Below are 24,430 nucleotides of genomic sequence, written 5' to 3' on the forward strand. Positions count from 1 at the left end.
CCTCTGCCCGAAAGGCTGGCGCGCCGCGATTGCCGGAAGGGCAATCGGCGGCTACGGTCGAGCGACATTCAAGGAGCGTGCCATGCCTGTTCATGCGATTGGCGGTGTCTTCTTCCGCGCAACCGACCCCGACGCCCTCGCCGAATGGTACGCGCGGCACCTTGGCGTCGGCCCCGGCCTGTCACCCGCCGGGCCGACGGGCGACAAATGGGCCTGGAGCACCGAAGGCGGGCCGGTTGTATTTGCGCCTTTCCGCACAACGTCGGACTACTTCGCTCCCGAGCAGAGCGTGATGCTCAACTTCCGCGTCTCGGGCCTGGCGGAGATGATCGAGCGGCTGCGCGCCGACGGGGTGGCGGTCGAGACCCGCCCCGAGTGGGACGACCCGCAAACCGGCCGCTTCGCCCGCATCCACGACCCGGAGGGCAATGCGGTGGAGCTTTGGGAGCCGCCGGCGGCGTAAGGCGCCCCGCCCTCCCCCTTGCCGCCGCCGCTGCTTTGCGGCAAGGCGCGCAACATGCTGCGCATTGACAACATCTCCTATTCCGTCGCCGGCCGGTCGCTGATCGAAGAGGCCTCCGCCGTCATCCCCGAAGGTCACAAGGTGGGCCTGGTCGGGCGCAACGGAACGGGCAAGACCACGCTCTTCCGCATGATCCGCGGCGAGCTGGCGCTGGATGGCGGCGAGATCACCATCCCCAAGTCATGGCGCATCGGCGGCGTGGCGCAGGAGGTGCCTGGCAACGAGGTTTCGCTGCTCAACACCGTGCTGGCGGCCGACGAAGAGCGCGCCGCCCTGATGGCGGAGGAATCGCAGGATGCCGGCCGCATCGCCGAGATCGCCGCGCGCCTGACCGATATCGACGCCTGGAGCGCCGAGGCGCGGGCCGCGACCATCCTCAAGGGCCTCGGCTTCACCGATGAAGAGATGCACCAGCCCTGCTCTGCCTTCTCCGGCGGCTGGCGGATGCGCGTGGCCCTCGCCGGCGTGCTCTTCTCCGAGCCGGACCTGCTGCTCCTCGACGAGCCGACGAACTACCTCGACCTTGAAGGCGCGCTCTGGCTCGAAGCCTATATCGCCCGCTACCCGCACACGGTGCTGATCGTCAGCCACGACCGCGAGCTCCTGAACCGCTCCGTCACCGGCATCCTGCATCTGGAGCACAAGAAGCTCACCTACTGGACGGGCACCTACGACCAGTTCGCCAAGGCCCGCGCCGAAAAGCACGCCCTGCTCGCCGCCGAAGCCAAGAAGCAGGACGCCCGCCGCGCCCACCTGCAAAGCTTCGTCGACCGGTTCAAGGCCAAGGCCAGCAAGGCACGGCAGGCGCAGAGCCGCGTGAAGATGCTGGAGAAGATGGAGACGATCCGCCTGCCCGAGGATGCGGCCCGCACGGTCTTCACCTTCCCCGAGCCCGAAGAACTTTCGCCGCCCATCATCTCCACCGAGGGCGCCTCTGTCGGCTACGATGGCAAGGCCATCCTCACCAAGCTCGACCTGCGCATCGACCAGGACGACCGCATCGCGCTGCTCGGCCGCAACGGCGAGGGCAAGTCGACGCTGGCCAAGCTGCTCTCCGACCGGCTGGAGAAGATGGGCGGCTCGCTCACCAAGAGTTCCAAGCTGCGCATCGGCTTCTTCGCCCAGCATCAGGTCGACGAGCTGCATGCCGACGAGACGCCCCTGCAGCATGTCGCCCGCGCCCTGCCCGAGCTGACGCCGCCGAAACGCCGCGCCCGGCTGGCCGGCTTCGGCCTTGGCGAGGCGCAGGCCGATACCGAGGTGCGCCGCCTTTCGGGCGGGCAGAAGGCGCGGCTGTCGCTCCTGCTGGCGACGTATCACGCGCCGCACCTTCTGATCCTCGACGAGCCGACCAACCACCTCGATATCGAGAGCCGCGAGGCGCTGATGGAGGCGCTGACCGCCTATTCCGGCGCCGTCATCCTCGTCTCCCACGACATGCACCTGCTCTCCATGGTCGCCGACCGGCTCTGGCTGGTGAAGGACGGCCGCGTCGCGCCCTACGAGGAAGATCTCGAAGCCTATCGCAAGATGCTGCTCGGGCAGGACAAGCCGAAGGAGAGCAAGGGCAAGGACAAGGCCCCGAAGGCCAAGGCCAAGCCCGCCGACATCGCCGCGCTCCGCAGCGACGTGAAGGCCTGCGAGGCCCGCGTCGCCAAGATCGAGGCGATGCGCGACAAGCTCGCCAAGAAGCTGGCCGACCCGGCGCTCTACGAAGACGGCCGCGCCGGCGAGCTTGAGACGTGGAACAAGAAGTATGCCGAGGTGATGGACGGGCTCGGCCGCGCCGAAGCCATGTGGATGGCCGCTCTGGAAAAGCTGGAGAATGCGCAGGCGTGAGGGCCCGTGGGCTGACGCCCGCCCTGCCCCGCGCCTGCTACGCGTCCTTCAGCGGCATCCGGAAGGTGAATTCCGTCCGCCCGTCTTTGGACGTTACCCGCAGCGTGCCGTCATGCGCCCGCGCGATCTCGTTGGCGATGTAGAGCCCCAGCCCCACGCCCTCTTCGCGGCGCCGCGACTTCGAGCGTGAATAGGGCTTGAACAGGTTCGCCATGTCCTCGGCAGGGATCGTGCCGCCATTGGCCACCTTGATCGACAATTCGCCGTCGCCCTGTGCGACATCGACCTCGATCGGCGCATCGGCGCTGCCATGGCTGGCGGCGTTGGAGACGAGGTTGGCCAGCAGCTGACCCAACCGCTGACGGTCGCAATGCACCGCCTGCGGCACATCGATATGCGCCTCGATCTCTCGGCCTGTGCTGGCGCGGGTCTCGTCAATGATACCGGCGAAATCCTCGGCCAGCTTGTCGCAGCGGTCGGCCTGCAGGGGGATGCCGTCGCCCAGGCGGCCGCGGGTGAGATCCATCAGGTTCTCGATGATCTGCTCCGCCCGGTCCATCGCGCGGGTCATCTCGCCGATCAGCGCCTCTTGCCGCGCCGCATCGCCGCCGCCGCGCCGCATCATGCGCAGCCCGGCAGAGACGGCCTGCAGCGGGTTCCGCAGATCATGGCCGACGACGCCGATGAATTCCTCGCGCAGATGGGCTGTCAGCTTCTCTTCGGCGAGCCGGCGCACGGCCTCTTCGAATTCCACCTCGGTGGAGAGCTGCATGCCGATCAGGTCGGCCATCAGCCGGTAGGTGCCCAGGACCTTGCTGTTGTTCAGCTCGCGCGGTTCCGTGTCGATGGCGCAAAGCGTGCCGAAAAACTCGCCCTCGGCGGTGACAATGGGCACCGAGATATAGCTGCGGAACTTGTAGAGCTTCGGCGTGGGGTGCAGCCGGTAGATCTCGTCTTTTTCGGCATCGTCAAAGACGATGGCCTTCTCGGCGCAGCGCACCTCATTGCAAATGGTGGATTCCACCGGCAGCTCGTCGCCCGGGCCCAGGCCGAATTCTATCTCGTCGAGCGAGGCACAGGTCACCCATTTCTCGGGTGAGACATGCGCCACCGCGACGAAGCGCATGCCGCTGACGAGCCGGCAGGCTTCCAGGATCGCGGGAACCTGGCCGAGAGACTCGATGCGGTCGACCTCTGCCGAGCGGGGCATGTTCATGGGTCGTCCTCTTGGGCTGGCATTCTTGGCGCGTGCCGGTTGTTCCGGCTTTGCGGGAGTGAAACGCCCGATCTGGCACCTTCTTAAGCAGACGAACTCAGTTTGAAGCATGCACAGAGCCAGGTCAACGCGGCCACCACGGCGCCCCATGCATCCCTCCCATGCGGGGCCCAGGCCCGCCTCGCCGCCGCGTAGCGGGGCGCCGTCCGGGCGCTTTCCCTTGCCGCCGGGCGAGGGAAGCTCCACATCTGGGGCATGATGGAGCCCGTCACCCTCGTCACCGTCTTCACGACGCTGTTCGTGATCATCGACCCGCCGGGGCTCGTGCCGGTCTTCATTGCGCTGACGCGCGGCATGACAGCCCGCCACCGGCGCACGCTGGCGCTGCGGGCCATCGCCGTCTCTGCCGTGTTGATGCTGGCCTTCCTGCTGCTCGGCGAGGCGGTGCTGGGCTTCGTCGGCATCACCCTGCCCGCCTTCCGCATCGCAGGCGGCGTGCTGCTGTTCCTCACCGCGCTCGACATGCTGTTCGAGCGCCGGCAGGACAGGCGCCGCGGCACGGCCGAGGGCGAGGCCGCCGATGCCGATCACGACCCCTCGGTCTTTCCGCTCGCCCTGCCCTTGATCGTCGGCCCCGGCGCCATAACGACGCTGATCCTCTTTGCCGGGCAGAGTGACGGCCCAGCCGATCTGGTGGCGGTGGGCGCGGTGGCAGCGGCAATCCTTGCCATCGTCTTCGTGGCGCTGCTGGCGGCGACGTCGATCGAACGCCTGCTGGGAGCGGTGGGCATCAATGTGGTGACCCGGGTGCTGGGGATGCTGCTGGCGGCGCTGTCCGTGCAGTTCATCCTCGACGGGCTGAGCGGTGCGGGGATGATCGGATGAGCGGCTTTGGCGGCGATGAGGCGATGCGCCTGTTCTACCTGGTGCTGCTCGGCGCCGCGATCCTCGGCTGGTTCCTTGTGGCCAACCGCGGCCGTCTGGGGCGCGTCGCCAGCCAGGCCGCTGTGTGGGGGCTGATCTTCGTGGGCGCCATCGCTGCCTATGGCCTGTGGGACGACGTGTCCCGCGATATGCGCCCCACGGCGACGGTGCTGGGCGACGGGCGCATGGTCATCCCGCGCGGCCGCGACGGGCATTACCACGTGACGGCCGATGTAAACGGCACGCCGGTCGCGATGATCGTTGATACCGGTGCCTCGGGTGTCGTGCTCAGCCAGAGCGATGCCGAGGCCGCGGGGCTGGAGCCGGATCGGCTGGCCTATGTGAACTCTGCGCAGACGGCGAGCGGCACGGTCAACATCGCTACGGTGCGGCTCGACAGCCTCCAGATCGGCGATTTCGTCGATGACGGGCTTCTCGCCTCGGTCACCGAGGGCGACAACGGGCTGTCGCTGCTGGGCATGGATTACCTGTCCCGCCTCAGCCATATCGAGATCACCGGCGGCGAGATGATCCTGACGCGCTGACGGTCGCGGGGCTCGTCTGCCAGCCTGTCTGAAGCACGACCGCAAACGCTCGCCCCGCTTCCGCTTCATCTGGCCGAAAGTACCTCGGGGGCCAGCCGCCCCGTGATCCCGCTAGTCGTGATCCGGATGCTGCCGGTTCGAGGCGGCGATGGCCGGCGCTTCGGGCATGTCCTCCTCGGTAGTCCCCTTGCGCGCGACACTGCCAATCTCGTCCATCTGCGGCTGGCGGCCTTCCAGCCCGCATTCCTCGCGGAGGGGCGGAAGGCTGGCGGGGTCGTCGAAGGTGCCCATCATCAGCGAAAAGCCCCGGCCCTCGTCATAGCCGTAAAAGAGCGGCGTGCCGCAGGCGGCGCAGAAGCCGCGCGTCGCATGGTCCGACGAGCGGAAGGTCGCGGGCGTGCCGCGCGTGAAGGTCAGCGCGCCGTCGGCGGCAGAGATCAGCGGGGCGAAGAGATTGCCGGTGGCCTTCTGGCACATGCGGCAATGGCAGATATGGGCATTGTCGGTCAGCGCCGTCACGCGATAGCGCACGGCGCCGCATTGGCAGCCGCCGCTGCGGGGGCGCGTCAGCTCTCGGCCTTCTTCTTCCATCGCCCGTCCTCCTGCGCCCAGTATTGCGCTTTGGCCCCTGAGCCGGTGAGCGCCTTCCACTGGCCCCGCGCCTGAACGACGGCGGCCTCGTCGGCGCCATCGAAGAGCACGCAGACGCGGGCCTTTGCGCTGACCTCATCAGCCGTCACCTCGGCGCCGCCGACGCTCATGATGCAGGCCGGGTCATTGGCCGGCGCCTCGCCAGCGGTGAGCAGGACAGGCTGGCGCGCGTCATGCGCCCCGCCGGCGCGGCCATGGGGCAGGAAGCCGTCCTCTGCCCCGAGCCAGAGCGCCTCGTCGAGCCGGTCCATCTGCGCCGCCTCACGCCCCCGCAGCTCCACACGCCAGCCGGCCTCGAGCGCCTTGCCGAGCAGCATCGGCAGCGCCCGTTCGAGGGGGCTTTCGGTGAGGTGATAGAAGAAGACGTCGCCCATCGGGTCCTTCGCGATTCTGCTGGGGGAGCATACCTTAGGTGGCGGGAATGTCCCGCGAGTTTGGGCGACTGCGATGGAGGCGATGGAAACCCCTTCGCTCCCCCTCGCACGCCGGCCCGTGGGGTGGCGCCTCAACCTCCCAGCTACAGCACTTACGCCGCCACGCCCTTCCCAGCGGAGGGCTATGCCCCAGCGTCACTAGAGCGCCAGCCCATGGGGACGGGCCGGCGCTCGTGCGGCGGGCTCAAACCCTTGATTCCGGGCAAGGGAAAGAGCGGCAAGGGTTGCGCTACGACGGAGATGCAGTGGGCGACACAGCCCCCCGATCACCCCTTCTCGAACCCGTCCCGCACGAGCCGGTCGAGCGCCAGCACACCCCAGCCCGTCGCGCCCTTCGGCGAGAAATCCGTGCCCGAGGCGGCCCAGGCCGTCGCCGCGATGTCGAGGTGGATCCACGGCACCTCGGGTTTGACGAAGTTGTTCAGGAACCGCGCCGCGATCACCGCGCCGCCGGGCCGGCCGCCCACGTTTTTCAGATCGGCCACCCGGCTCTTCAGCAGCTTGTCATAGGCGGCCGTCAGCGGCATGTGCCAGGCGCCCTCGCCCTCGGCCTTCGCCGCGCTCAGGAAGCGGCTCGTGAAGGCATCGTCATTCCCGAAGACGCCCGTATGCTCCGGCCCCAGCGCCACCACGATGGCGCCCGTCAGCGTGGCGAGGTCCACCATCGCCGCCGGCTGGAAGCGCTCCTGCGCGTACCAGAGCACATCGGCCAGCACGAGCCGGCCCTCGGCGTCGGTGTTGATGTTCTCTACCGTGTCGCCCTTCATCGAGCGCACGACGTCGCCGGGGCGGGTGGCCGAACCGGAGGGCATGTTCTCCACGAGGCCCACCAGCCCCACCACGTTGGCCTTGGCGCGCCGCAGCGCCAGCGCCCGCATGGTGCCGGCGACGGTGCCGGCGCCGCCCATGTCCATCACCATGTCTTCCATGCCGGGGCCAGGCTTCAGCGAGATGCCCCCGGTATCGAACACCACGCCCTTGCCGATCAGCGCCAGAGGCGGCTCGTCTCCGCCGCCGTTCCAGCGCATCACCACCACCTTCGACGGCGCGTCAGAGCCCTGCCCGACGGACAGCAGCAACCGCAGGCCAAGTTGGGCCAGCTCCTCCTCTTCGAGGATCTCCACCTCCAGCCCGATCTCCTGCATCGCGGCAAGGCGGGCGGCGAAATCGTCTGTCGTCAGAACGTTGGCGGGCGTGTTGACGAGATCGCGGGTGAAGAAAATGCCCTCCGCCAGCGCGGCCATGGGCCCCGAGGCCTCGGCGACCTCCTCCGGCTTGGCGCACATCACCTCCACCTGCCGCGGCGCCGGCGGCTCACCGGTGCGGAAATCGCGGAAGTCATAGGCGCGCAGCACGAAGCCGAAGGCCAGCTCTGCCGCGCGGGGGAAGGTGGCGGCGGCGATGGTCACCCGGCCCTCACCCGCCTTGGCGGCGATAGCGGCGCCGGCCTTGCGGGCCAGGGCGGCATCGGCCCGTCGCGGCATCTTGGCGACCAGCAGCGTCTCGGCCGACACGCCAGCCGGCATGGTGAGCACGGCGAGCTCGCCCTCGCCGAGCGAGGCCCAGTGCTTCGACTCGGCCAGCCGGCTCAGCGCCTTGCGCGTGGCGGTGTTCACCCGGCGCGCGGCGGCATCCATCTCTCCTCCGGGGCCGAGCAGGACGGCAATCGTGCCCTCCTTCTGCAGCAGCGTGGCTGCCTCGGTCTCGGTGAAGGTGACGGGGATCGGCGAGGTCATGCAGTTCTCCTCAAACGTGACCGGCGGAGCCTAGCCAGCGGCGCCGCGATTGACCAGAAACGAGTTCAAAGCCGACGCGGCGTCGGGTAGCTTGCCTGCGCCGGCCACTCCCGGCCTGGACCAAGAAGGAGCGGCATGGGCCGGTTCGACCGATATTTTCTGGCGATGCTCCTGGCCCATTTCGGCTTCTTCGCGCTGGTGCTGATCCTGATCTACTGGATCAACAGGGCGGTGACGCTGTTCGACCAGCTCATCGGCAACGGCCAGACGATCGGGACGTTCCTTGAGCTGACCGCGCTGTCGCTGCCGGGGATCATCCGCATCATCCTGCCCATCGCCGCCTTCGCCGCAGCCATTTCGGCCACCAACCGGCTCTCCTCGGATAGCGAACTCGTGGCGGTGCAGGCGACCGGCTTCTCAGTCTGGCGGCTGGCGCGGCCGGTGGCGGTGTTCGGGCTCATCGTCATGCTGCTGGTCTGGGTGCTGACCCACCTGCTCTCGCCGATGGCGCAGTCGCAGCTCTCTGCACGGCAGGCCGAGATCGCCGAAAGCGTCGCCGCCGCTCTGTTGCAGGAAGGGCAATTCGTCACGCCGACGCCGGGCGTCACCTTCTACGTGCGCGACATCACGCCCGAGGGCGAGCTGCAGGATATCTTCCTCGCCGACCGGCGCAGCGAGAGCCAGTCGATCACCTATACCGCCGCGCGCGCCTATCTGGTGCGCGGCGAGGGCGGGCCGCAGCTGGTGATGATCGACGGTATGGCGCAGACCTTCCGCCCGGGCCAGAGCGAGACCGCCGAGGGCACGCTCGGCGTCACCGCCTTCGACGATCTGGCCTATGACATCGGCGCGCTCACCGGCAGCGCCGCCAGCCGCCAGCCAGCCCTCAACGAAATGCCAACGTTGGAGCTTCTGTTCGCCGACGAGGCCCTCGCCGAGCGGACGGGCCGCACCATCGGCGCGCTGGTGGCGCAGGGGCACGACCGTTTCGCGCAGGGCATCCTCGGCTTCGTCGGCCCGCTGATCGGCTTCTCGACCCTGCTCGTGGGCGGCTTCTCGCGTTTCGGCGTCTGGCGGCAGATCGTGGCGGCCATCGCGCTGGTCGTCGTGGTCAAGGTGGTGGAGAGCGGCGTCACCGGGCTGGTGCGCAGCAATCCTGCCGCCTGGCCCACGCTCTACCTGCCGGGGCTGACCGGGCTGTTGCTCAGCTGGGCGGCGCTCAGCCTTGCTGCCCGCCCGCATCTCTTCCGCCGCCGCCGCGGGCCGAAGGAGGCCGCGGCATGATCCTGCACCGCTATTTCGCCCGCCGCTTCGCCGCCGCCTTCGCGATGATCTTCGGCGCCTTCACGCTGCTGCTGGTCTTCGTCGAGCTGATCGAGCAGGCCCGCCGACACAGCGATGTCGCCGGCTTCATGACGCTGGTGCAGCTGTCGCTGCTGTCGCTGCCCGGCTCGATTTACGAACTGATGCCCATCGTCGCGATCCTCGCCTCGGTGATGCTGTTCCTGTCGCTCTCCCGCTCGTCCGAGATGGTGGTCACTCGGGCCTCGGGCCGATCCGCTCTGAGGGCGCTCGTGGCGCCGGTGCTGGTGACGCTTGTCATCGGCTTTGCGGCGCTGGCGGTGCTCAACCCGCTCTCGGCGAGCACGGCGCGGGAATACGAGGCACGCAGCCTGCAGCTCAGCGGCACCACGGCCGTTCAGGCACTGGCGGAGGACGGGCTTTGGCTGCGCCAGGGTGGGCGCGAGGGACAGAGCGTGATCCATGCCGGGCGCGCCTCGCTCGACGGCACCGAGCTCAGCGAGGTGTCCTTCCTCACCTATGCGACGGGCGATCTGCCGGTGGAGCGGCTGGAAGCCGCGACGGCCCGGCTTGTGCCCGGCGCGTGGGAGCTGACGGGCGTGAAGCGCTGGCCGCTCGATGCGCCGAACCCCGAGGCCGCCGCGGATGTGTTGCCGAGCTTGACCCTCACCTCCAGTCTCACCGCCGATTCCATCCGCGACAGCTTCGGCACCCCCGCTTCGATCCCCATCTGGGAGCTGCCGCGCTTCATTGCCGAGCTGAAGGAGGCCGGCTTCTCGGCCCGCCGCCACATGGTGCATCTGCAGATGGAGCTGGCGAACCCGCTCTTCCTCGTCGCGATGGTGCTGATCGGCGCCGGCTTCACCATGCGCCACCAGCGTGGCGGGCGGACGGGCATGATGGTGCTCTTTGCCATCCTCCTGGGCTTTGCGACCTATTTCATCCGCAACTTCGCCAGGGTGCTCGGCGAGAATGGCGACATCCCCGCCGGCCTCGCCGCCTGGGCGCCGCCCGCCGCCGCCGTCGCGCTCGCGCTCGGCGTCATCCTCCATCTGGAGGACGGCTGATGCTCCGCTTGGCTATGGTCCGCCGTGCCGCCGCCATTGCCCTGGCGCTTCTGCTGCCCCTCGCCGCAGCCGCGCAATCGCTACCCTCGCTGGTGGCTGACAGCCTGACGGTCGAGGGCCGCACGCTCTATGTCGAGGGCAATGTCGAGGTGCTCTACGAGGGCACCCGCCTCTCCGCCGCCGCCATCCGCTACGATCAGGCGGCGGACAACCTCGCCATCACCGGCCCCATCTTCATCGAAACACCCGAGGGCGACATCTTCACCGCCACCCGCGCCGAGCTCGACCCGCGTCTCGAACGAGGCATCCTGCTCGGCGCCCGGCTGGTGCTCGACCGGCGCCTGCAACTCGCCGCCGCTGCCATTCGCCGCGAGGGCGATCTGACCGAGCTGTCGCGCACCGTCGCCACCTCCTGCCATGTCTGCTCCGGCCAGGCGCCGCTGTGGGAGATCCGCGCCGAGCGGGTCGTGCATGACGAGGCGGCGCGCCAGCTCTGGTTCGAGAAGGCGACCTTCCACATCCGCGGCCTGCCGGTGGCCTATATCCCGCGCCTGCGCCTGCCCGACCCCACCGTTGACCGCGCCACCGGCCTGCTGGTGCCCTCGATCAAGACCTCTGACCGCCTCGGTGTGGGCGTGCGGCTGCCCTATTTCTTCGCGCTCGGCGACAGCCGCGACCTGACGCTCACGCCCTATCTCTCTCCCCTGACCCGCACGCTGGAGGCGCGTTACCGCCAGGCCTTTTTCGCCGGCGACATGAGCATCCTCGGCGCTATCAGCGCCGACGACGTGCGCCCCGGCGGCCTGCGGGGCTATGTCTTCGCCCATGCCGATTACCGCTTTGCCGAGATCTGGCAGCTGGATGGCGATCTGCAGCTCGCCTCCGACCGGGCTTACCTTGGCACCTACGGCTATTCCGATGCCGACCTGCTGACCTCCGCAATCCGCCTGACCGGGGTGACCGATCACAGCCTCACGCAGGCCGACCTCAGCTATTTCTCGACTCTCCGGCAGGACGAATCGCAAGACAACCTGCCCCCCCTCGCCCTGCACGCGGCGCATGAGCAGCGCCTGAGCTTCGGCGCCGGCGGGCGCGCTGACTTTGGCCTCTCGCTCGATGCGTTCCAGCGCCCCGGCGGCGGGCGCGACATGGCGCGGATGGGGCTTTGGGGCTCTGCCGGTGTCACACGCATCCTCGGCCCCGGGCTCGTCATCGACCTCGGCGCCCGCGCCCGCGCCGATGCCTACCGGATCGAGGATGACCCGGCCGCCGGCATCCTCACCCGCGCCGAGCCAGCGCTCTCCGCCACCCTCCGCTGGCCCCTGATCCGTGCCGGCGCCGATGTGACGCAGGTGCTGGAGCCCATCGTCGCCATCGCCTGGTCGCAGCCCTATGGCGGAACCCCGCCGAACGAAGACAGCCCGCTCGCCGAGCTCGACGAGGCCAACCTCTTCGCCCTCTCTCGCTTCCCCGGCGAGGATGCCAGCGAGCGCGGCCTGCGCGTTGCCGCCGGCCTGTCTTGGCAGGCGAGCACGGCGGAGGGGGCGCGTCTGCGGCTGACCTTCGGCCGGCTCTTCAGGCCCGAGGCGATCTCGGGCTTCTCGCCCTCCTCCGGCCTCGACGGGCGCCGCTCGGATTACCTCGCCGCCAGTCAGCTGGAGTTCCCCAGCGGCCTCACACTCACCGCCCGCACCCTCTACGACCCCGAGACCGGCTTCGGCAAAACCGGGGCCGAGATCGACTGGCTGCGCGGCCCCGTCGACCTTGGTGCGGCCTATGTCTGGCTGCCCGGCGATCCGGCCGAGGGGCGCAGCCAGCCCGTCGCCGAATGGTCTGTCGATGCCGATTACCGCATCAACGAGCGCTGGCGTGTCAGCCTCGACGGGCGCTATGACGTCGCCAATTCTCAGCCTGCCCGCGCCGGCATCGGCATCGGCTGGCGCAATGAATGCGTGAGTGTGGATTTTTCCCTGTCGCGCCGCTACACCACCGCTACCGCCGGCCCGCCGGTGACCGACCTGGGCCTGAGCGTCTCGCTTGAAGGCTTCAGCGCCGGCGCTGCGGCCCCGGTCGCGGCGGCCTCTTGCAGCCAATAGGCCGCGGGATCGGGCGGGCGGGGAAGAGCAGACAAGGCCGCGTAAGCCGGCCACAGGAAGGTGGGGCCATGCGGACCATTCAGAGCATCTTGATCGCGGGCGCCCTCGGCCTGTCGGCGTTGACCGCCGCGCCCCTGGCGGCGCAGGGCCTCTTCTCGCCCGTCGTCAGCATCGGCGACCGCGTGGTGACCAATTACGAGGTTCAGCAGCGCGCATTGATGCTCGAAGTGTTCCGCACCCCAGGCGACCTGCAGGAGCTGGCGTTGCAGCAGCTGGTGGAAGAGCGCGTCAAGCAGGGCGCGCTCGATCGCGCCGGCCTCGCCCTCACCGAAGAGGGCCTCGTCGCGGCGATGACCGATTTCGCCGCCAATGCCAGCCTGCCGCTCGACCAGTTCATCGGCGTGCTCGCAGAAGTCGGCGTCGATGAGCAGAGCTTCCGCGATTACCTCGCCGTCAACGTCGCCTGGCGCGACTACATCCGCCTGCGCTACAGCGATGCGGTGACGATCACCGAGGCCGATATCGACCGCGCGCTCGAAGGGCTCGGCCCCAGCAACGCTGGCGTCGAAGTGCTGCTCAACGAGATCATTCTGCCCGCCCCGCCGGACCGCGCCGCCGAGGCGCAGCGCGTGGCCGAGCAGATCGGCCAGATCCGCTCGATCTCGGAATTCGAGGCTGCGGCGCGCGAGGTGTCCGCCTCCCAGAGCCGCGAGCAATCGGGCCGCCTGCCCTGGACGCCGCTCTCCAACTATCCGCCGGTGTTGCACCCGGTGCTGCTGGGGCTGGAGCCAGGCGAAGTGTCGCCGCCGCTGCCCATCACCAACGGCATCGTTCTGTTCCAGCTGCGCGATGTGCGCGAGGTGGCGGCCTCGCGCCCGGCGCCCGCCCAGATCGACTACGCCATCTTCACCCTGCCCAATACCGAGGGCAGCCTCTCCGAGGCCGCCGGCATCGCCGCCAGGCTCGACACCTGCGACGATCTCTACGGCGTCGCCTATGGCCTGCCCGAGGAGCGGCTGATCCGCGAGAGCGCCACCCCCGGCGCCATCCCGCAGGACATCGCGCTGGAGCTGGCCAAGCTCGATGCCGATGAGACCTCGGTGCGCCTCACCAGCCCTGACGGTTCGCTGCGCTACCTGCTGATGCTCTGCGCCCGCCTGCCCGAGGCCTCGGTCGGCGCCGACCGCGAGACGGTACGCAGCAACCTGCGCTCCGAGCAGCTGGCCGGCTATGCCGATGCGCTGCTGGCCGACCTGATGGCCGCCGCCAACATCAGCTACCGATGAGCCTCGTCGTCTCCTGCGGCGAGCCCGCGGGCATCGGGCCGGAGGTCGCCGCAAAGGCCTGGGCCGCTCTCAGCGCCACCCTGCCCTTCGCCTGGATCGGCGACCCGGCCCACCTACCCGCAGGCACCCCGTGGCAGGAGGTTACCGCCCCGGCCGAGGCCGAAACCGTAGCGCCGCGCGCCCTGCCCGTCCTGCCGCTCGCCTTTGGCCCTGCCGCCACGCCCGGCGTCCCGCAGGCGGCACACGCCCCGCAGGTGATCGAGGCGATCCGCCTCGGTGCCAGCCTCGCGGCAGAGGGCGCGGCCAGCGGCCTCGTCACGGCCCCCATCTCCAAGGCCGCCCTGATCGGCGGCGCCGGCTTCGCCTTTCCCGGCCATACCGAATACCTCGCCCATCTGGCCGGCGACGTGCCCGTCGTGATGATGCTTGCCTGCCCCGAGCTGCGCGTCGTGCCCGCCACGATCCACATCGCCCTGTCGCAGGTGCCCGCCGCCCTCACCGAGGCGGGGCTGGAGCAGGTGATCCGCATCACCCATGCCGCCCTGCAGCGCGATTTCGGCCTGCCCGCCCCCCGCATCGCGGTGACCGGCCTCAACCCGCACGCCGGCGAAGAGGGCCGCATGGGCGGCGAAGAGATCGCCTTCATCACTCCCCTGCTCGACCGGCTCCGCGCCGAAGGCCTCGCCCTCACCGGCCCTCATCCGGCCGACACGATGTTCCACGCCGCCGCCCGCGCCCGCTATGATGCGGCCATCGCGATGTACCACGACCAGGCGCTCATTCCGATCAAGACGATCGACTTCGCCGGCGGCGTCAATGTAACCCTCGGCCTGCCGTTCATCCGCACCTCGCCCGATCACGGCACCGCCTTCGACATCGCGGGCCGCGGCGTCGCCGATCCCACCTCGATGATCGCTGCCCTCCGCCTTGCCTCCGACATGGCCGCGCGCAAGGCCACAGCCCTCCCCTCTTCATGATCTCGCTTTCTTCGAAATACTCCGGGGGGGCGCCAAAGGCGCGGGGGGCAGCGCCCCCTCCCCCCTCTCCACCGGCACCCCCGTATGAGCCAGATCGACACGCTCCCGCCCCTCCGCGAGGTGATCGCCACGCACGGCCTCTCGGCCCGCAAGGCGCTCGGCCAGAACTTCCTGCTCGATCTCAACCTCACCGCCAAGATCGCCCGCGCCGCCGGCGATCTCACCGGCAGCGATATTCTGGAGATCGGCCCCGGCCCCGGCGGCCTCACACGCGGGCTGCTGGCCGAGGGCGCGCGCCGCGTCGTCGCCATCGAGAAAGACCCGCGCTGCATCCCGGCGCTGGAAGAGATCGCCGCCGCCTATCCCGGCCGGCTGGAGGTGCTGCAGGGCGATGCTCTGGCGCTGGATCTGACCGGCAAGCTCTCTGCCCCCGTCAGGATCTGCGCCAACTTGCCCTATAACGTCGGCACCGAGCTGCTGATCCGCTGGCTCACCCCGCCTGAGTGGCCACCATTCTGGCAGAGCATGACGCTGATGTTCCAGCGCGAGGTGGCGCAGCGCATCACCGCCGCGCCCGGCTCGAAGGCCTATGGCCGGCTCGCCCTTCTCGCCCAGTGGCGCTGCGAGGCGCGGGTGGTGATGGACCTGCCGCCCTCGGCCTTCACCCCGCCGCCCAAGGTCTCCTCCGCCGTCGTCCATCTGACAGCGCTTGCCGAGCCGCGCTATCCGGCCGACGCCAAGACGCTGGAGCGCGTCGTCGCTATGGCCTTCAACCAGCGTCGCAAGATGCTGCGCGCCGCGCTCAAAGGGCTGGGCCCGGATGTCGAAGACAAACTCAACGCCGCCGGCATCCCGCCGACGGCCCGCGCCGAGGAAATTGAGCTGGAGCGCTTCTGCGCCCTCGCTCGGCTGGTGAAACCTGTCTGACGAGGCGTCCGAACGCTCGTTATCAAGCGTTTAAGACATTCCTTTGCAAGATGTTGGTTGACGCATCCGCCTCGCACAAGTCACTGCCCATGGGCCGCCCCCGCGCGGCAACGGGAGAGAGAGACTTATGCAAAGGCGCCTTAAGACCTGGTTTCGCACGCTGTCGCTGCGAACCTGGCTGATCATCGGCATGGCGGTGGCGCTGCTGCCGCTCTTCGTCATGGCCGCCTTCACCTATGGCACCTATCACGACCGCATCGCCGAGCCTTTCCGCGACGTGATCACTGCCCAGCACCGCGTCCTGGTCAATCTTGAGCGTATCCAAGGCAAGCTCTGGCAGATGTCCGTTGCCGTCAACGATTTCGCCCTGACCGGCGACGAGGGCTACCGCGCCGATTTTCTGGAAGCCGAGCGCGACATTGTCCGCCATCTGCCGGCGCTGCGGGCGGCGGCCGAGGCGCATCCGGGCTACCTGCCCACGCTTGAGGGGATCGAGGCGGAATGGGGGCGGCTGACGGAAATCGCCGGCGGCCTGCGCCCGGGCACGGCCAGCAGTGCCGACCCCGATCTGCAGGGCTTCGAGACGCTGATCGTCGATGTCGCGCTGAGGATGGAGGATGTCGCCGAGGCGATCCGCAGCGAGAACGAGGCCAGCCATGCCGACGCACTGGCTGCGATGGAACAGCTCGAACGTTTCGCGCTCGCGGCGGCGGCGCTGACGCTGATCTTCACCCTCGCCGCCATCCAGATCATCGACCGCGCACTGATCAACAGCACCGACGAGCTGGTCGCGGGCGCGCGGCGCATCACCAAAGGCGACCGCGAGCACAAGATCGACGTGCAGGTCCCGCCCGAGCTTGCCGCTGTCGCCACCGCCTTCAACGACATGACGCTGCAGATCGTCCGGCAGGAGCAGGCGCTGGCCCTCTCCGCCCGCACCGACAGCCTGACGGGTCTGTTCAACCGCCGCGAGTTCGATGTGGTGCTCGCCCGCGAGATCGCGGCGGCCGAAAAGGCCGGCGCGCGCGTCGCGCTGCTCATGATCGACGTCGATCATTTCAAGCGCTTCAACGACCGCCACGGCCATCTCGCCGGCGACGAGGCACTCCGCCAGATCGCCGGGGTCCTCCGCGAAGCGGGCGGCCACCCGGAGCACAGCTTCCGCTATGGCGGCGAGGAATTCGCCTTCATCCTGACCGGCGTGAACGAGGCGGCGGCGCTGGAAGCCGCGGAACACATCCGTGCCGCGGTCGAGGCGGCAGGCGTGACCATCGAGGGCCAGCGCATGGCGATGAGCGTGAGCATCGGCGTGTCGATCTTCGGCGGCCCGACCAAGCCGCGCGACATGATCGAACGCTCCGACCGCGCGCTCTACGAGGCCAAGAATGCCGGCCGCAACCAGGTGCGCGCCGCCGGGCGGGTCGATCAGAAGGCAGTTTGATTGGGAGTTTGGTGCACCCGACAGGATTCGAACCTGTGGCCTCTGCCTTCGGAGGGCAGCGCTCTATCCAGCTGAGCTACGGGTGCCGTGGGGCGGTCTATACCGGCGGCGCCAGGGCGCTGCAACGGTCAATCGGCCCAACCCTGGCCGCTGCGCGCCACCGAATTTCGCGCGAAATTCGAGACGGAATTCGCGCGAATTCCGCGCCCGTGATCAGCCGAAGAGCTCGTGGCAGAACTCAAGCGCGCTCACTAGCCGGTCGACCTCTTCTTCGGTGTTGTACATGGCGAAAGAGGCGCGGGCCGTCGCCGTGACGCCCATGTGCTCCATCAGCGGCATTGCGCAATGGCTGCCGGCGCGCACCGCGATGCCGCGCTTGTCGAGCACGGTGGAAAGGTCATGCGCATGCGCGCCCTCCATCGTGAACGAGAAAATGGCCGCCTTATCTGCCGACTGGCCCTGCACCTGCAGCCAGTTCAGCCCGTCGAGCTTGGCACGGGCATAGTCGCGCAGATCCCGCTCGTGGGCGGCGATCGCCTCCAAGCCGAGGTCCATCATGTATTCCAGCGCCACACCGAGGCCGATGGTCTGCACGATGCCGGGAGTGCCGGCCTCGAACTTCATCGGCGGGTCGTTGTAGGTGACGCTCTCGCGCGTGACCTCGCGGATCATGTCGCCGCCGCCCAGGAAGGGGCGCATCTCGTCCATCCGTTCGCGGCGGATGTAGATGGCGCCGGAACCGGAGGGCCCATAGAGCTTGTGGCCGGTGATGGCGTAGAAATCGCAGCCGATGTCGGCCACGTTCACCGGCATGTGCACGGCGCCCTGGCTCCCGTCGACCAGCACGGGGATGCCCTTCTCGCGCGCCCCGTCGCAGATCGCTTTGACATCCACCACCGTGCCGGTGACGTTGCTCAAATGCGTGACCGCGATCAGCTTGGTCTTCGGCCCGCAGGCGGCCAGCACGGCCTCAGGGTCGAGGTCGCCATTGGCATCAGTCTCGACCCATTTGATCACCACGCCCTGCCGCTCGCGCAGGAAGTGCCAGGGCACGATATTGGCGTGATGCTCCATGATGGAGAGGACGATCTCGTCGCCCGCCTGTAGCCGCGGCGCGGCCCAGGACGAGGCGACCATGTTGATCCCCTCCGTCGTGCCGGAGTTGAAGACGATCTCGTCTTCGCTCGGCGCGTGCAGGAAACGGGCGATGATGCCGCGCACGGCTTCGTAGCGCTCGGTCGAGATGTTCGAAAGGGTGTGCAGGCCCCGGTGCACGTTGGAATAATCGTGCTCGTAGACCTGCGTCATGGCGTCGATCACCACACGCGGCTTCTGGGCCGATGCGCCATTGTCGAGATAGGTCAGCGGCTTGCCGTTCACCTCACGCGAGAGGATCGGAAAATCGGCGCGCACCTTGGCAAGATCGAAGGGCATCAGACGCCTCCCAGCAGAAGTTCGAGGCCGGCCAGCAGGATCGCGGCAGTCACGATGAGCGCCAGGCCGAAGCCGATGAGCATGAGGAAGCTCTTCATGAGGCTGCCGAAGCGGTGCAGCTCGTTGACGAAATGCACCGAGATCCACACCTCCAGGATCAGCACCGCGAAGGCCGTGACCACCAGGATCGGCGGGAAGATGACGGCGAGCAGAAGCTGCGCCAGCCCGAGAACGGTCGAGAGCACCTGAATCCAGAGCACAACCGTCATGGCGCCGGTGAAATCGCCCTGCCCGCCTAGCGCGCGGCCGCCGAAATCTAGCACGACCACGAACGCGACCAGCCCGATCGCTGCGATGATGGCGAAGCCGAAGGGCTGCAGGGCAACCATGCCCGGCGCGAGCTGAATGGTGCCCAGCGTCGGCAGGCCGGCCAACAGGGCGGTCACTACCGCAATGAGAATGATGCCGGGCCAAAGCACCGCCCGCGACAGCCTCATGTCGAGCAACTCGCGTGCGGCCGAGGACGGGTCGCGAAAGCTCTCGGCGATCAGCCGCAGGAACGGGTTGCTGCCATTGGGGGAAGAGGTCATGCCGGGCGCCCGGCGGCGGCGCGCAGGGCGCCGATCAGGATGAAGAGGAACCCTGCGATCCAGATGGCACCAACGAGGTTCGCCCCCGGCCCCGGGCCCACGAAGCCCTCCATCAGCCCGTAAAGCAGCGCCGCCGGCACCGAGGCGAGCAGCGACCAAAACAGCGCGAGGCGCAGCTCCCAGCCCTCAAGCCGCGCGCGGAACAATCGCAGAAGGCCGGCGGCGAGGCCGGTGACGATGTAAAGCACGAGCGGCCAGACGAACATCCAGGCGAGGAATTCATAGGCGATCAGGCGGTTCAGCTCATCGCCCGTCAGCTCGGCCGTGCGCACCAGGCGCGGCCATTGGGCGATGAAGATGATGAAGCAGCCCGTCATCAGAAAGACGAGCGCCCTGTCCTCACGACGGCCGGCGGCGAGCAGCCGGCGCATCACAGAGCGCGGCGCCCGCCAACTGGCCAGGATGTCGGTCGAGACGGCCATCGCTCAGTCGCGCCGGCGTTCGAGCCAGCCTTCCAGCCGGGTGCGGATCTCGTCGGCAAGGCTCTCGTCCTCAATCTCCTCCAGTGCTTCGGCGACGAAGGAGAGCGTCAGCATATCCGTTGCCTGCTCCTTCGGCACACCGCGCGAGCGCAGGTAGTAAAGCGCCGTCTCGTCAATGGCACCGGAGGTGGAGCCGTGGCTGCAGGCGACGTCGTCAGCGTAGATTTCCAGCTCGGGCTTGGCGAGGAACTGGCTGTCGCCATCGAGCAGCAACGACTGGCTGATCTGGTAGCCATCGGTCTTCTGCGCGCCGGGCTGCACGAGGATCTTGCCCTGGAAGACGCCGGTCGCGCCGTTGCGCAGCACCTTCTTGAACACCTGGCGGCTTTCGCAATTCAGCGCGTCATGGGTGATGAAGATCGTGTCGTCGTCGTGGAAATCCTTGCCGTCGCCCAGCGAGGCGCCGGCGATATGGGCCACGCCGTCGTCGCCATCCATCCAGATGACGCCCTCGTTGCGGGTCAGCGCGCCATTGGCGGTGAGGGTGAAGCTCTTGAACGTGCTCTCCTCACCCAGCCGGGCATAGAGATGGCTGACACAGCGGCGCTCGTGGTCACGCCCCTGGGCGCGGATGTGGTGGAAGGTGGCGCCGTCGGAGACCTCGACCTCCATCACATGATTGAAGCGGGCCGCGGCGGGGCCATTCTCCAGCAGCGTCATCTCGGCGCCCGGCTCCAGCCAGATGAGGTTGTGCAGGGCCGGGTCAGAGCTTTCGGCCTGGCGTTCGTACGAGATGTGGACGGGTTTCTCGGCCTTGCCGGTCACGCGGATCACCACGCCGTCGGTGGCGGTGGCGGAGTTCAGCGCGGCAAAGGGGCGATCGACCGGATCGTGGCCACGCGCTTCAAGTTTGCCGTAGAAGTCTTTGATCCAATGGATGTCCGTGGCCATCGCATCGGCCAGGCGAACGATCTCCAGCCCCGTGCCTTCGAGCGCATCGGAGGCTTCCGGCGAGAAGACGCCATCGACGAAGGTGATATGGATGCGCTCGCGGCTGGAGAAGATGTCCTCTTCCCCCGCCTGCATAACGTCAGCCGGGGCCGGATCGGGCCTGTTCAGGCTGTCAGGCCGGGTGAAGCGCCAGTATTCGTCGCGGCCATGCGGAAGGCCCATGGCGCGCAGGCGGCCAAGCGCCGCTTCGCGGGCCTCGCGCGCCCAGCGGGCGCCTTCGGGCAGCGTCAGCGTGGCGAGTCGGGCGTCCGTCGTGTCCTGTTTGGGCTTGGTCAGCGCCATCAGGCCGTCTCCCCCAGGATGTCGGCATAGCCGTTCTCTTCCACTTCCAGCGCCAGCTCGGGGCCGCCGGTCTTGATGATGCGCCCGTCGGACATGATGTGCACGACATCGGGCGTGATGTGGTTGAGCAGGCGCTGATAGTGCGTGATCACCAGAAAGCTGCGGCCCTCAGAGCGCAGCGCGTTCACGCCATCGGCGACGAGCTTCATGGCATCGACATCAAGGCCGGAATCGGTCTCGTCGAGGATGCACATCTTCGGCTCGAGCACCGCCATCTGCAGGATCTCGTTGCGCTTCTTCTCACCGCCGGAGAAGCCGACGTTGACCGGGCGCTTGAGCATGTCGGCGTCGATCTTCAGATCCTTCGCCTTCTCGCGCACGAGCTTGAGGAACTCCGCCGCGCTCGCCTCTGGCTCGCCGCGCGCCTTGCGTTGCGAGTTGTAGGCGGTGCGCAGGAAGGTCATGTTGCCCACCCCGGGGATCTCCACCGGGTACTGGAACGCCAGGAACAGGCCGGCGGCGGCGCGCTCCTCGGGGTCCATGTCCAGCAGGTCCTCGCCGTCGAGCGTGGCGGAGCCCTCTTTCACCTCGTAGCCGTCGCGGCCGGAGAGCACGTAGGACAGCGTCGACTTGCCGGAGCCGTTGGGCCCCATGATCGCGTGCACCTGCCCGGCGCCGACCTCGAGGTCGACCCCTTTGAGGATCTGCTTGTCTTCTTCTTCAAGATCGACCTTCAGGCCTTTGATATTCAGCATGTTTCTTCTTCCTTCAGCCCAGTCGGACGGCCGTTCCGGAGGCCGTCACCATGAGCATCTGATTGATGACTTCGAAATCGAGGTCGACACCGACGACGGCATCCGCCCCCAGCTTTTTCGCCTCGTCTTCCATTTCTTCGATCGCGATCCGCCGCGCCTTGCCGATGCCGCGCTCGTAGCCGCCGGCGCGCCCGCCGACGAAATCGCGGACATTGGCGAACATGTCGCGGAACACGTTGGCGCCGAGAATGGCCTCGCCCGTGACGATGCCGAGATACTCGGTGGCCGGGCGGCCCTCGATGCTGGTCGTGGTGGTGGTGATCATCCGACAGACCCTTCCAGGGAAATGGCAACCAGCTGCTGCGCTTCCATGGCGAATTCCATCGGCAGCGCCTGCAGCACGTCGCGGCAGAAGCCGTTGACGACGAGGGCGACGGCCTCTTCCTCGTCCATGCCGCGCTGGCGGCAGTAGAAGAGCTGGTCGTCATCGACCTTGCTGGTCGTGGCCTCGTGCTCGACGCGGCTGCTGTTATTCTTCACCTCGATATAGGGCACGGTATGCGCCCCGCAGCCCGAACCGATCAGCAGGCTGTCGCACTGCGTGTAGTTCCGGCTGTTGGTCGCCTTGGGGTGCATCGAGACGAGGCCGCGGTAGGTGTTCTGCGCCTTGCCGGCGCTGATCCCCTTGCTGACGATGCGGCTCTTTGTGTTCTTGCCGAGATGCATCATCTTCGTGCCGGTATCGGCCTGCTGGGCGTTGTTGGTGATGGCGATGGAGTAGAACTCGCCCTGGCTGTCATCGCCCCGCAGGATGCAGGAGGGGTACTTCCAGGTGATGGCGGAGCCGGTTTCGACCTGCGTCCACATCACCTTCGCCCGGTCGCCCCGGCAATCGGCGCGCTTGGTGACGAAGTTGTAGATGCCGCCCTTGCCTTCGTCGTCGCCGGGGAACCAGTTCTGCACCGTGGAGTACTTCACCTCGGCATCTTCCTCGACAACGATCTCGACGACCGCCGCGTGCAGCTGAGCCACGTCGCGCTGGGGCGCCGTGCAGCCTTCGAGGTAGCTGACATAAGAGCCCTTGTCGGCGATGATCAGCGTCCGCTCGAACTGGCCGGTGTTCTCGGCATTGATGCGGAAGTAGGTGGAGAGCTCCATCGGGCAGCGCACGCCCGGCGGGATGTAGACGAACGAGCCGTCGGAGAAGACCGCCGAGTTGAGCGTGGCGTAGAAGTTGTCGCTGACGGGCACCACGGAGCCGAGGTACTTCTTCACCAGCTCGGGGTGCTCGCGGATCGCTTCCGAGATCGAACAGAAGATGACGCCGGCCTTGGCGAGCTCTTCCTTGAAGGTCGTGCCGACCGAGACGGAGTCGAAGACTGCATCGACGGCAACGCGGCGATCTTCCTCGCCCTCGGCAGGTTCGACACCGGCGAGCAAAGCCTGCTCTTTCAACGGGATACCGAGCTTTTCGTATGTAGCGAGCAGCTTGGGGTCGACCTCGTCGAGCGATTTGGGCTTCACGTCCATGCTCTTCGGGCGGGCGTAGTAATACTGGTGCTGAAAGTCGATGTCGGGCAGGTCGAGCATCGGCCAGGTGGGGTTCTCCTTGCCTTCCCAGCGGCGGAAGGCCGCAAGGCGCCAGTCGAGCATCCACTCGGGCTCTTCGTTCTTCATCGAGATCAGGCGCACGATGTCCTCGTTGAGGCCCTTCGGCGCGTATTCCGTCTCGATCTCGGTTTCCCAGCCGAACTTGTACTTGCCGGCGAGGCGGGCGACGGCATCCACCGTATCCTGTTCGACACCCTCGCGGGTTGTGACGACTTCGTTCATGCGTCCATCCTCGTCTGCTGGCGGGGGGCAATGGCCCGGCGCCGCTTTTCTCCAAATGTGCGGGCGAAGGCCAGCACCGTCTCGTCGCTTGTCTGCGGCCCCAGCGAGATACGCAGGCTGCAGGCCGCATCCTCGCCGTAACCCATCGCCTCCAGCACGCGGCTCAGCCGCACCTTGCCAGAGGAGCAGGCCGAGCCCGCAGAGACTGCGAACCCCGCCAGATCCATCACCATGACCTGCGTCTCGCCCTTCCAACCGGGCGAGATGACATTCGTCACGTTCGGCAGGCGCGGGCCATCCTTGCCCACGATATGGAGCCCCGGCGCCGCCTCTTCCAGTGCGTCTTCCAGAAGTTTGCGGCGGGCCGCAACCTCTTCCCAAACGCCATTCGCCAGATCGGCCTGCGCCGCGGCGGCCGCGGCGCCGAGGCCCGCGATACCGATGATGTTCTCGGTGCCCGCCCGGCGCGACATCTCCTGCCCGCCGCCGAGGGCGCGGGCGGCGACCTCGGTGCCCGGCTTAAGCACCAGCGCGCCGACGCCCTTGGGCCCGCCGAACTTGTGGGCCGAGAGCACGGCCATGCCGAGGCCGGACCATGAGAAGGCGAAGGGCAGCTTGCCGAAAGCTTGCGTGATGTCGCTGAGCGCCAACCCCTCCGGCAGCTCCTGCAGGATGCCGGTCTCGCTGTTGGCGAGCTGAAGCGTCGCCTTCACCGGTTCGGGGATCGTCACACGCCCGTCACCGGAGACCTCTAGGGAGGGCTCACACCAGGCGAGCGCCGCCTCATGCTCGACCGGCGCGCAGGCCAGGCCACGGCCGGCGAGGCCCAGCCCCAGCGCTTCTGTGGCGCCAGAGGTGAAGATGATGTCGTTGGCATCGGCGCCCACGGCCTCGGCCAGCTGGGCGCGCGCCTTCTCGACGAGCCCCTTGGCCGCTCGCCCCTCGGAATGCACAGAAGAGGGGTTGCCGGCGACATCCATTGCCGCCGCCATGGCCTCTCGCGCTTCGGGGCGCAGCGGCGTGGTGGCCGCGTGATCGAGGTAATGCCTCACAAGTTCCTTTCCGTCCGGGCCATGCCC

General features: G+C 68.1%; 23 protein-coding genes and 1 tRNA gene. 11 read left to right on the top strand and 13 right to left on the bottom strand.

Annotated features, from left to right (window positions below; all coding sequences use genetic code 11):
• Positions 1–82 precede the first annotated feature (82 nt).
• Both ACXN5S_RS04180 and ACXN5S_RS04185 read left to right on the top strand, forming a co-directional pair.
• The gene (locus ACXN5S_RS04180) at positions 83–463 is read left to right on the top strand and encodes a VOC family protein (protein WP_458604144.1); all 381 of its coding nucleotides are present in this window, start codon (positions 83–85) and stop codon (positions 461–463) included.
• A 54-nt stretch (positions 464–517) separates the two neighbouring features.
• Positions 518–2,362: an ABC-F family ATP-binding cassette domain-containing protein gene (locus ACXN5S_RS04185; RefSeq protein WP_458604145.1), complete on the top strand. Its 1,845-nt coding sequence runs from the start codon at positions 518–520 to the stop codon at positions 2,360–2,362.
• Between the two features lie 37 nt (positions 2,363–2,399).
• On the opposite strand, the gene ACXN5S_RS04190 is transcribed toward ACXN5S_RS04185, so the two are convergent.
• The gene (locus tag ACXN5S_RS04190; protein WP_458604146.1) at positions 2,400–3,578 is read right to left on the bottom strand and encodes a GAF domain-containing sensor histidine kinase; all 1,179 of its coding nucleotides are present in this window, start codon (positions 3,576–3,578) and stop codon (positions 2,400–2,402) included.
• Positions 3,579–3,833: 255 nt separating this feature from the next.
• Between ACXN5S_RS04190 and ACXN5S_RS04195 the strand changes: the two genes are divergently transcribed.
• Together ACXN5S_RS04195 and ACXN5S_RS04200 are read left to right on the top strand one after the other, a co-directional pair.
• Entirely contained in the window at positions 3,834–4,463 is a 630-nt protein-coding gene (locus ACXN5S_RS04195; RefSeq protein WP_458604147.1) for a MarC family protein, read from the top strand.
• Complete coding sequence (locus tag ACXN5S_RS04200; RefSeq protein WP_458604148.1) at positions 4,460–5,047, top strand: retropepsin-like aspartic protease family protein; 588 nt, start codon at positions 4,460–4,462, stop codon at positions 5,045–5,047. The genes ACXN5S_RS04195 and ACXN5S_RS04200 overlap by 4 nt, the downstream gene beginning before the upstream one ends.
• Positions 5,048–5,158: 111 nt before the next feature.
• Here the strand turns inward: ACXN5S_RS04200 and ACXN5S_RS04205 are convergent, their stop codons facing one another.
• From ACXN5S_RS04205 to ACXN5S_RS04215, 3 genes are all read right to left on the bottom strand, one after another.
• The gene (locus ACXN5S_RS04205; protein WP_458604149.1) at positions 5,159–5,638 is read right to left on the bottom strand and encodes a GFA family protein; all 480 of its coding nucleotides are present in this window, start codon (positions 5,636–5,638) and stop codon (positions 5,159–5,161) included.
• On the bottom strand, positions 5,614–6,072 hold the full coding sequence (locus tag ACXN5S_RS04210) for a DNA polymerase III subunit chi (protein ID WP_458604150.1): 459 nt from the start codon (positions 6,070–6,072) through the stop codon (positions 5,614–5,616). The genes ACXN5S_RS04205 and ACXN5S_RS04210 overlap by 25 nt, the downstream gene beginning before the upstream one ends.
• A 326-nt stretch (positions 6,073–6,398) precedes the next feature.
• The gene (locus ACXN5S_RS04215; protein ID WP_458604151.1) at positions 6,399–7,868 is read right to left on the bottom strand and encodes a leucyl aminopeptidase; all 1,470 of its coding nucleotides are present in this window, start codon (positions 7,866–7,868) and stop codon (positions 6,399–6,401) included.
• 135 nt (positions 7,869–8,003) lie between these two features.
• Here ACXN5S_RS04215 and lptF point away from each other — a divergent pair, with 135 nt between their 5' ends.
• The 7 genes from lptF to ACXN5S_RS04250 all read left to right on the top strand — a co-directional run bounded on the left by lptF (position 8,004) and on the right by ACXN5S_RS04250 (position 16,964).
• Positions 8,004–9,152, top strand: a complete 1,149-nt coding sequence (gene lptF, locus ACXN5S_RS04220) for an LPS export ABC transporter permease LptF (RefSeq protein ID WP_458604152.1) — start codon at positions 8,004–8,006, stop codon at positions 9,150–9,152.
• Complete coding sequence (lptG, locus tag ACXN5S_RS04225) at positions 9,149–10,237, top strand: LPS export ABC transporter permease LptG (RefSeq protein WP_458604153.1); 1,089 nt, start codon at positions 9,149–9,151, stop codon at positions 10,235–10,237. Before lptF ends, lptG begins: the two co-directional genes overlap by 4 nt.
• Positions 10,237–12,333: an LPS-assembly protein LptD gene (locus ACXN5S_RS04230; RefSeq protein WP_458604154.1), complete on the top strand. Its 2,097-nt coding sequence runs from the start codon at positions 10,237–10,239 to the stop codon at positions 12,331–12,333. The genes lptG and ACXN5S_RS04230 overlap by 1 nt, the downstream gene beginning before the upstream one ends.
• A gap of 68 nt (positions 12,334–12,401) precedes the next feature.
• The gene (locus ACXN5S_RS04235; RefSeq protein WP_458604155.1) at positions 12,402–13,619 is read left to right on the top strand and encodes a peptidylprolyl isomerase; all 1,218 of its coding nucleotides are present in this window, start codon (positions 12,402–12,404) and stop codon (positions 13,617–13,619) included.
• Positions 13,616–14,596 (top strand): 4-hydroxythreonine-4-phosphate dehydrogenase PdxA, encoded by a 981-nt coding sequence (gene pdxA / locus ACXN5S_RS04240; protein ID WP_458604156.1) that lies wholly within the window; start codon positions 13,616–13,618, stop codon positions 14,594–14,596. The genes ACXN5S_RS04235 and pdxA overlap by 4 nt, the downstream gene beginning before the upstream one ends.
• A gap of 84 nt (positions 14,597–14,680) precedes the next feature.
• Positions 14,681–15,523 (top strand): 16S rRNA (adenine(1518)-N(6)/adenine(1519)-N(6))-dimethyltransferase RsmA, encoded by an 843-nt coding sequence (gene rsmA, locus ACXN5S_RS04245; protein WP_458604157.1) that lies wholly within the window; start codon positions 14,681–14,683, stop codon positions 15,521–15,523.
• A gap of 127 nt (positions 15,524–15,650) precedes the next feature.
• Entirely contained in the window at positions 15,651–16,964 is a 1,314-nt protein-coding gene (locus ACXN5S_RS04250; protein WP_458604158.1) for a diguanylate cyclase, read from the top strand.
• 9 nt (positions 16,965–16,973) lie between these two features.
• Here ACXN5S_RS04250 and ACXN5S_RS04255 read toward each other — a convergent pair.
• From ACXN5S_RS04255 to ACXN5S_RS04295, 9 genes are all read right to left on the bottom strand, one after another.
• Positions 16,974–17,050 (bottom strand) — tRNA-Arg (locus tag ACXN5S_RS04255).
• Between the two features lie 127 nt (positions 17,051–17,177).
• The gene (locus tag ACXN5S_RS04260; RefSeq protein WP_458604159.1) at positions 17,178–18,398 is read right to left on the bottom strand and encodes a cysteine desulfurase; all 1,221 of its coding nucleotides are present in this window, start codon (positions 18,396–18,398) and stop codon (positions 17,178–17,180) included.
• Positions 18,398–18,988: a Yip1 family protein gene (locus ACXN5S_RS04265; protein ID WP_458604160.1), complete on the bottom strand. Its 591-nt coding sequence runs from the start codon at positions 18,986–18,988 to the stop codon at positions 18,398–18,400. Before ACXN5S_RS04265 ends, ACXN5S_RS04260 begins: the two co-directional genes overlap by 1 nt.
• A complete protein-coding gene (locus ACXN5S_RS04270; protein WP_458604161.1) occupies positions 18,985–19,470 on the bottom strand; it encodes a hypothetical protein in 486 nt (161 codons plus the stop codon). Before ACXN5S_RS04270 ends, ACXN5S_RS04265 begins: the two co-directional genes overlap by 4 nt.
• Before the next feature lie 3 nt (positions 19,471–19,473).
• Complete coding sequence (locus tag ACXN5S_RS04275; protein ID WP_458604162.1) at positions 19,474–20,763, bottom strand: SufB/SufD family protein; 1,290 nt, start codon at positions 20,761–20,763, stop codon at positions 19,474–19,476.
• Positions 20,763–21,518 carry a Fe-S cluster assembly ATPase SufC gene (sufC, locus tag ACXN5S_RS04280; protein ID WP_458604163.1) on the bottom strand — a complete coding sequence of 252 codons (756 nt, stop codon included), beginning with the start codon at positions 21,516–21,518 and terminating at the stop codon, positions 20,763–20,765. Before sufC ends, ACXN5S_RS04275 begins: the two co-directional genes overlap by 1 nt.
• A 13-nt stretch (positions 21,519–21,531) precedes the next feature.
• A complete protein-coding gene (locus tag ACXN5S_RS04285) occupies positions 21,532–21,843 on the bottom strand; it encodes a heavy metal-binding domain-containing protein (protein WP_163892085.1) in 312 nt (103 codons plus the stop codon).
• Positions 21,840–23,351, bottom strand: a complete 1,512-nt coding sequence (gene sufB, locus ACXN5S_RS04290; protein WP_458604164.1) for a Fe-S cluster assembly protein SufB — start codon at positions 23,349–23,351, stop codon at positions 21,840–21,842. Before sufB ends, ACXN5S_RS04285 begins: the two co-directional genes overlap by 4 nt.
• Positions 23,348–24,403: a cysteine desulfurase family protein gene (locus ACXN5S_RS04295; RefSeq protein ID WP_458604165.1), complete on the bottom strand. Its 1,056-nt coding sequence runs from the start codon at positions 24,401–24,403 to the stop codon at positions 23,348–23,350. Before ACXN5S_RS04295 ends, sufB begins: the two co-directional genes overlap by 4 nt.
• Positions 24,404–24,430 lie beyond the last annotated feature (27 nt).

This window comes from Pseudoroseicyclus sp. H15, from assembly GCF_054353345.1.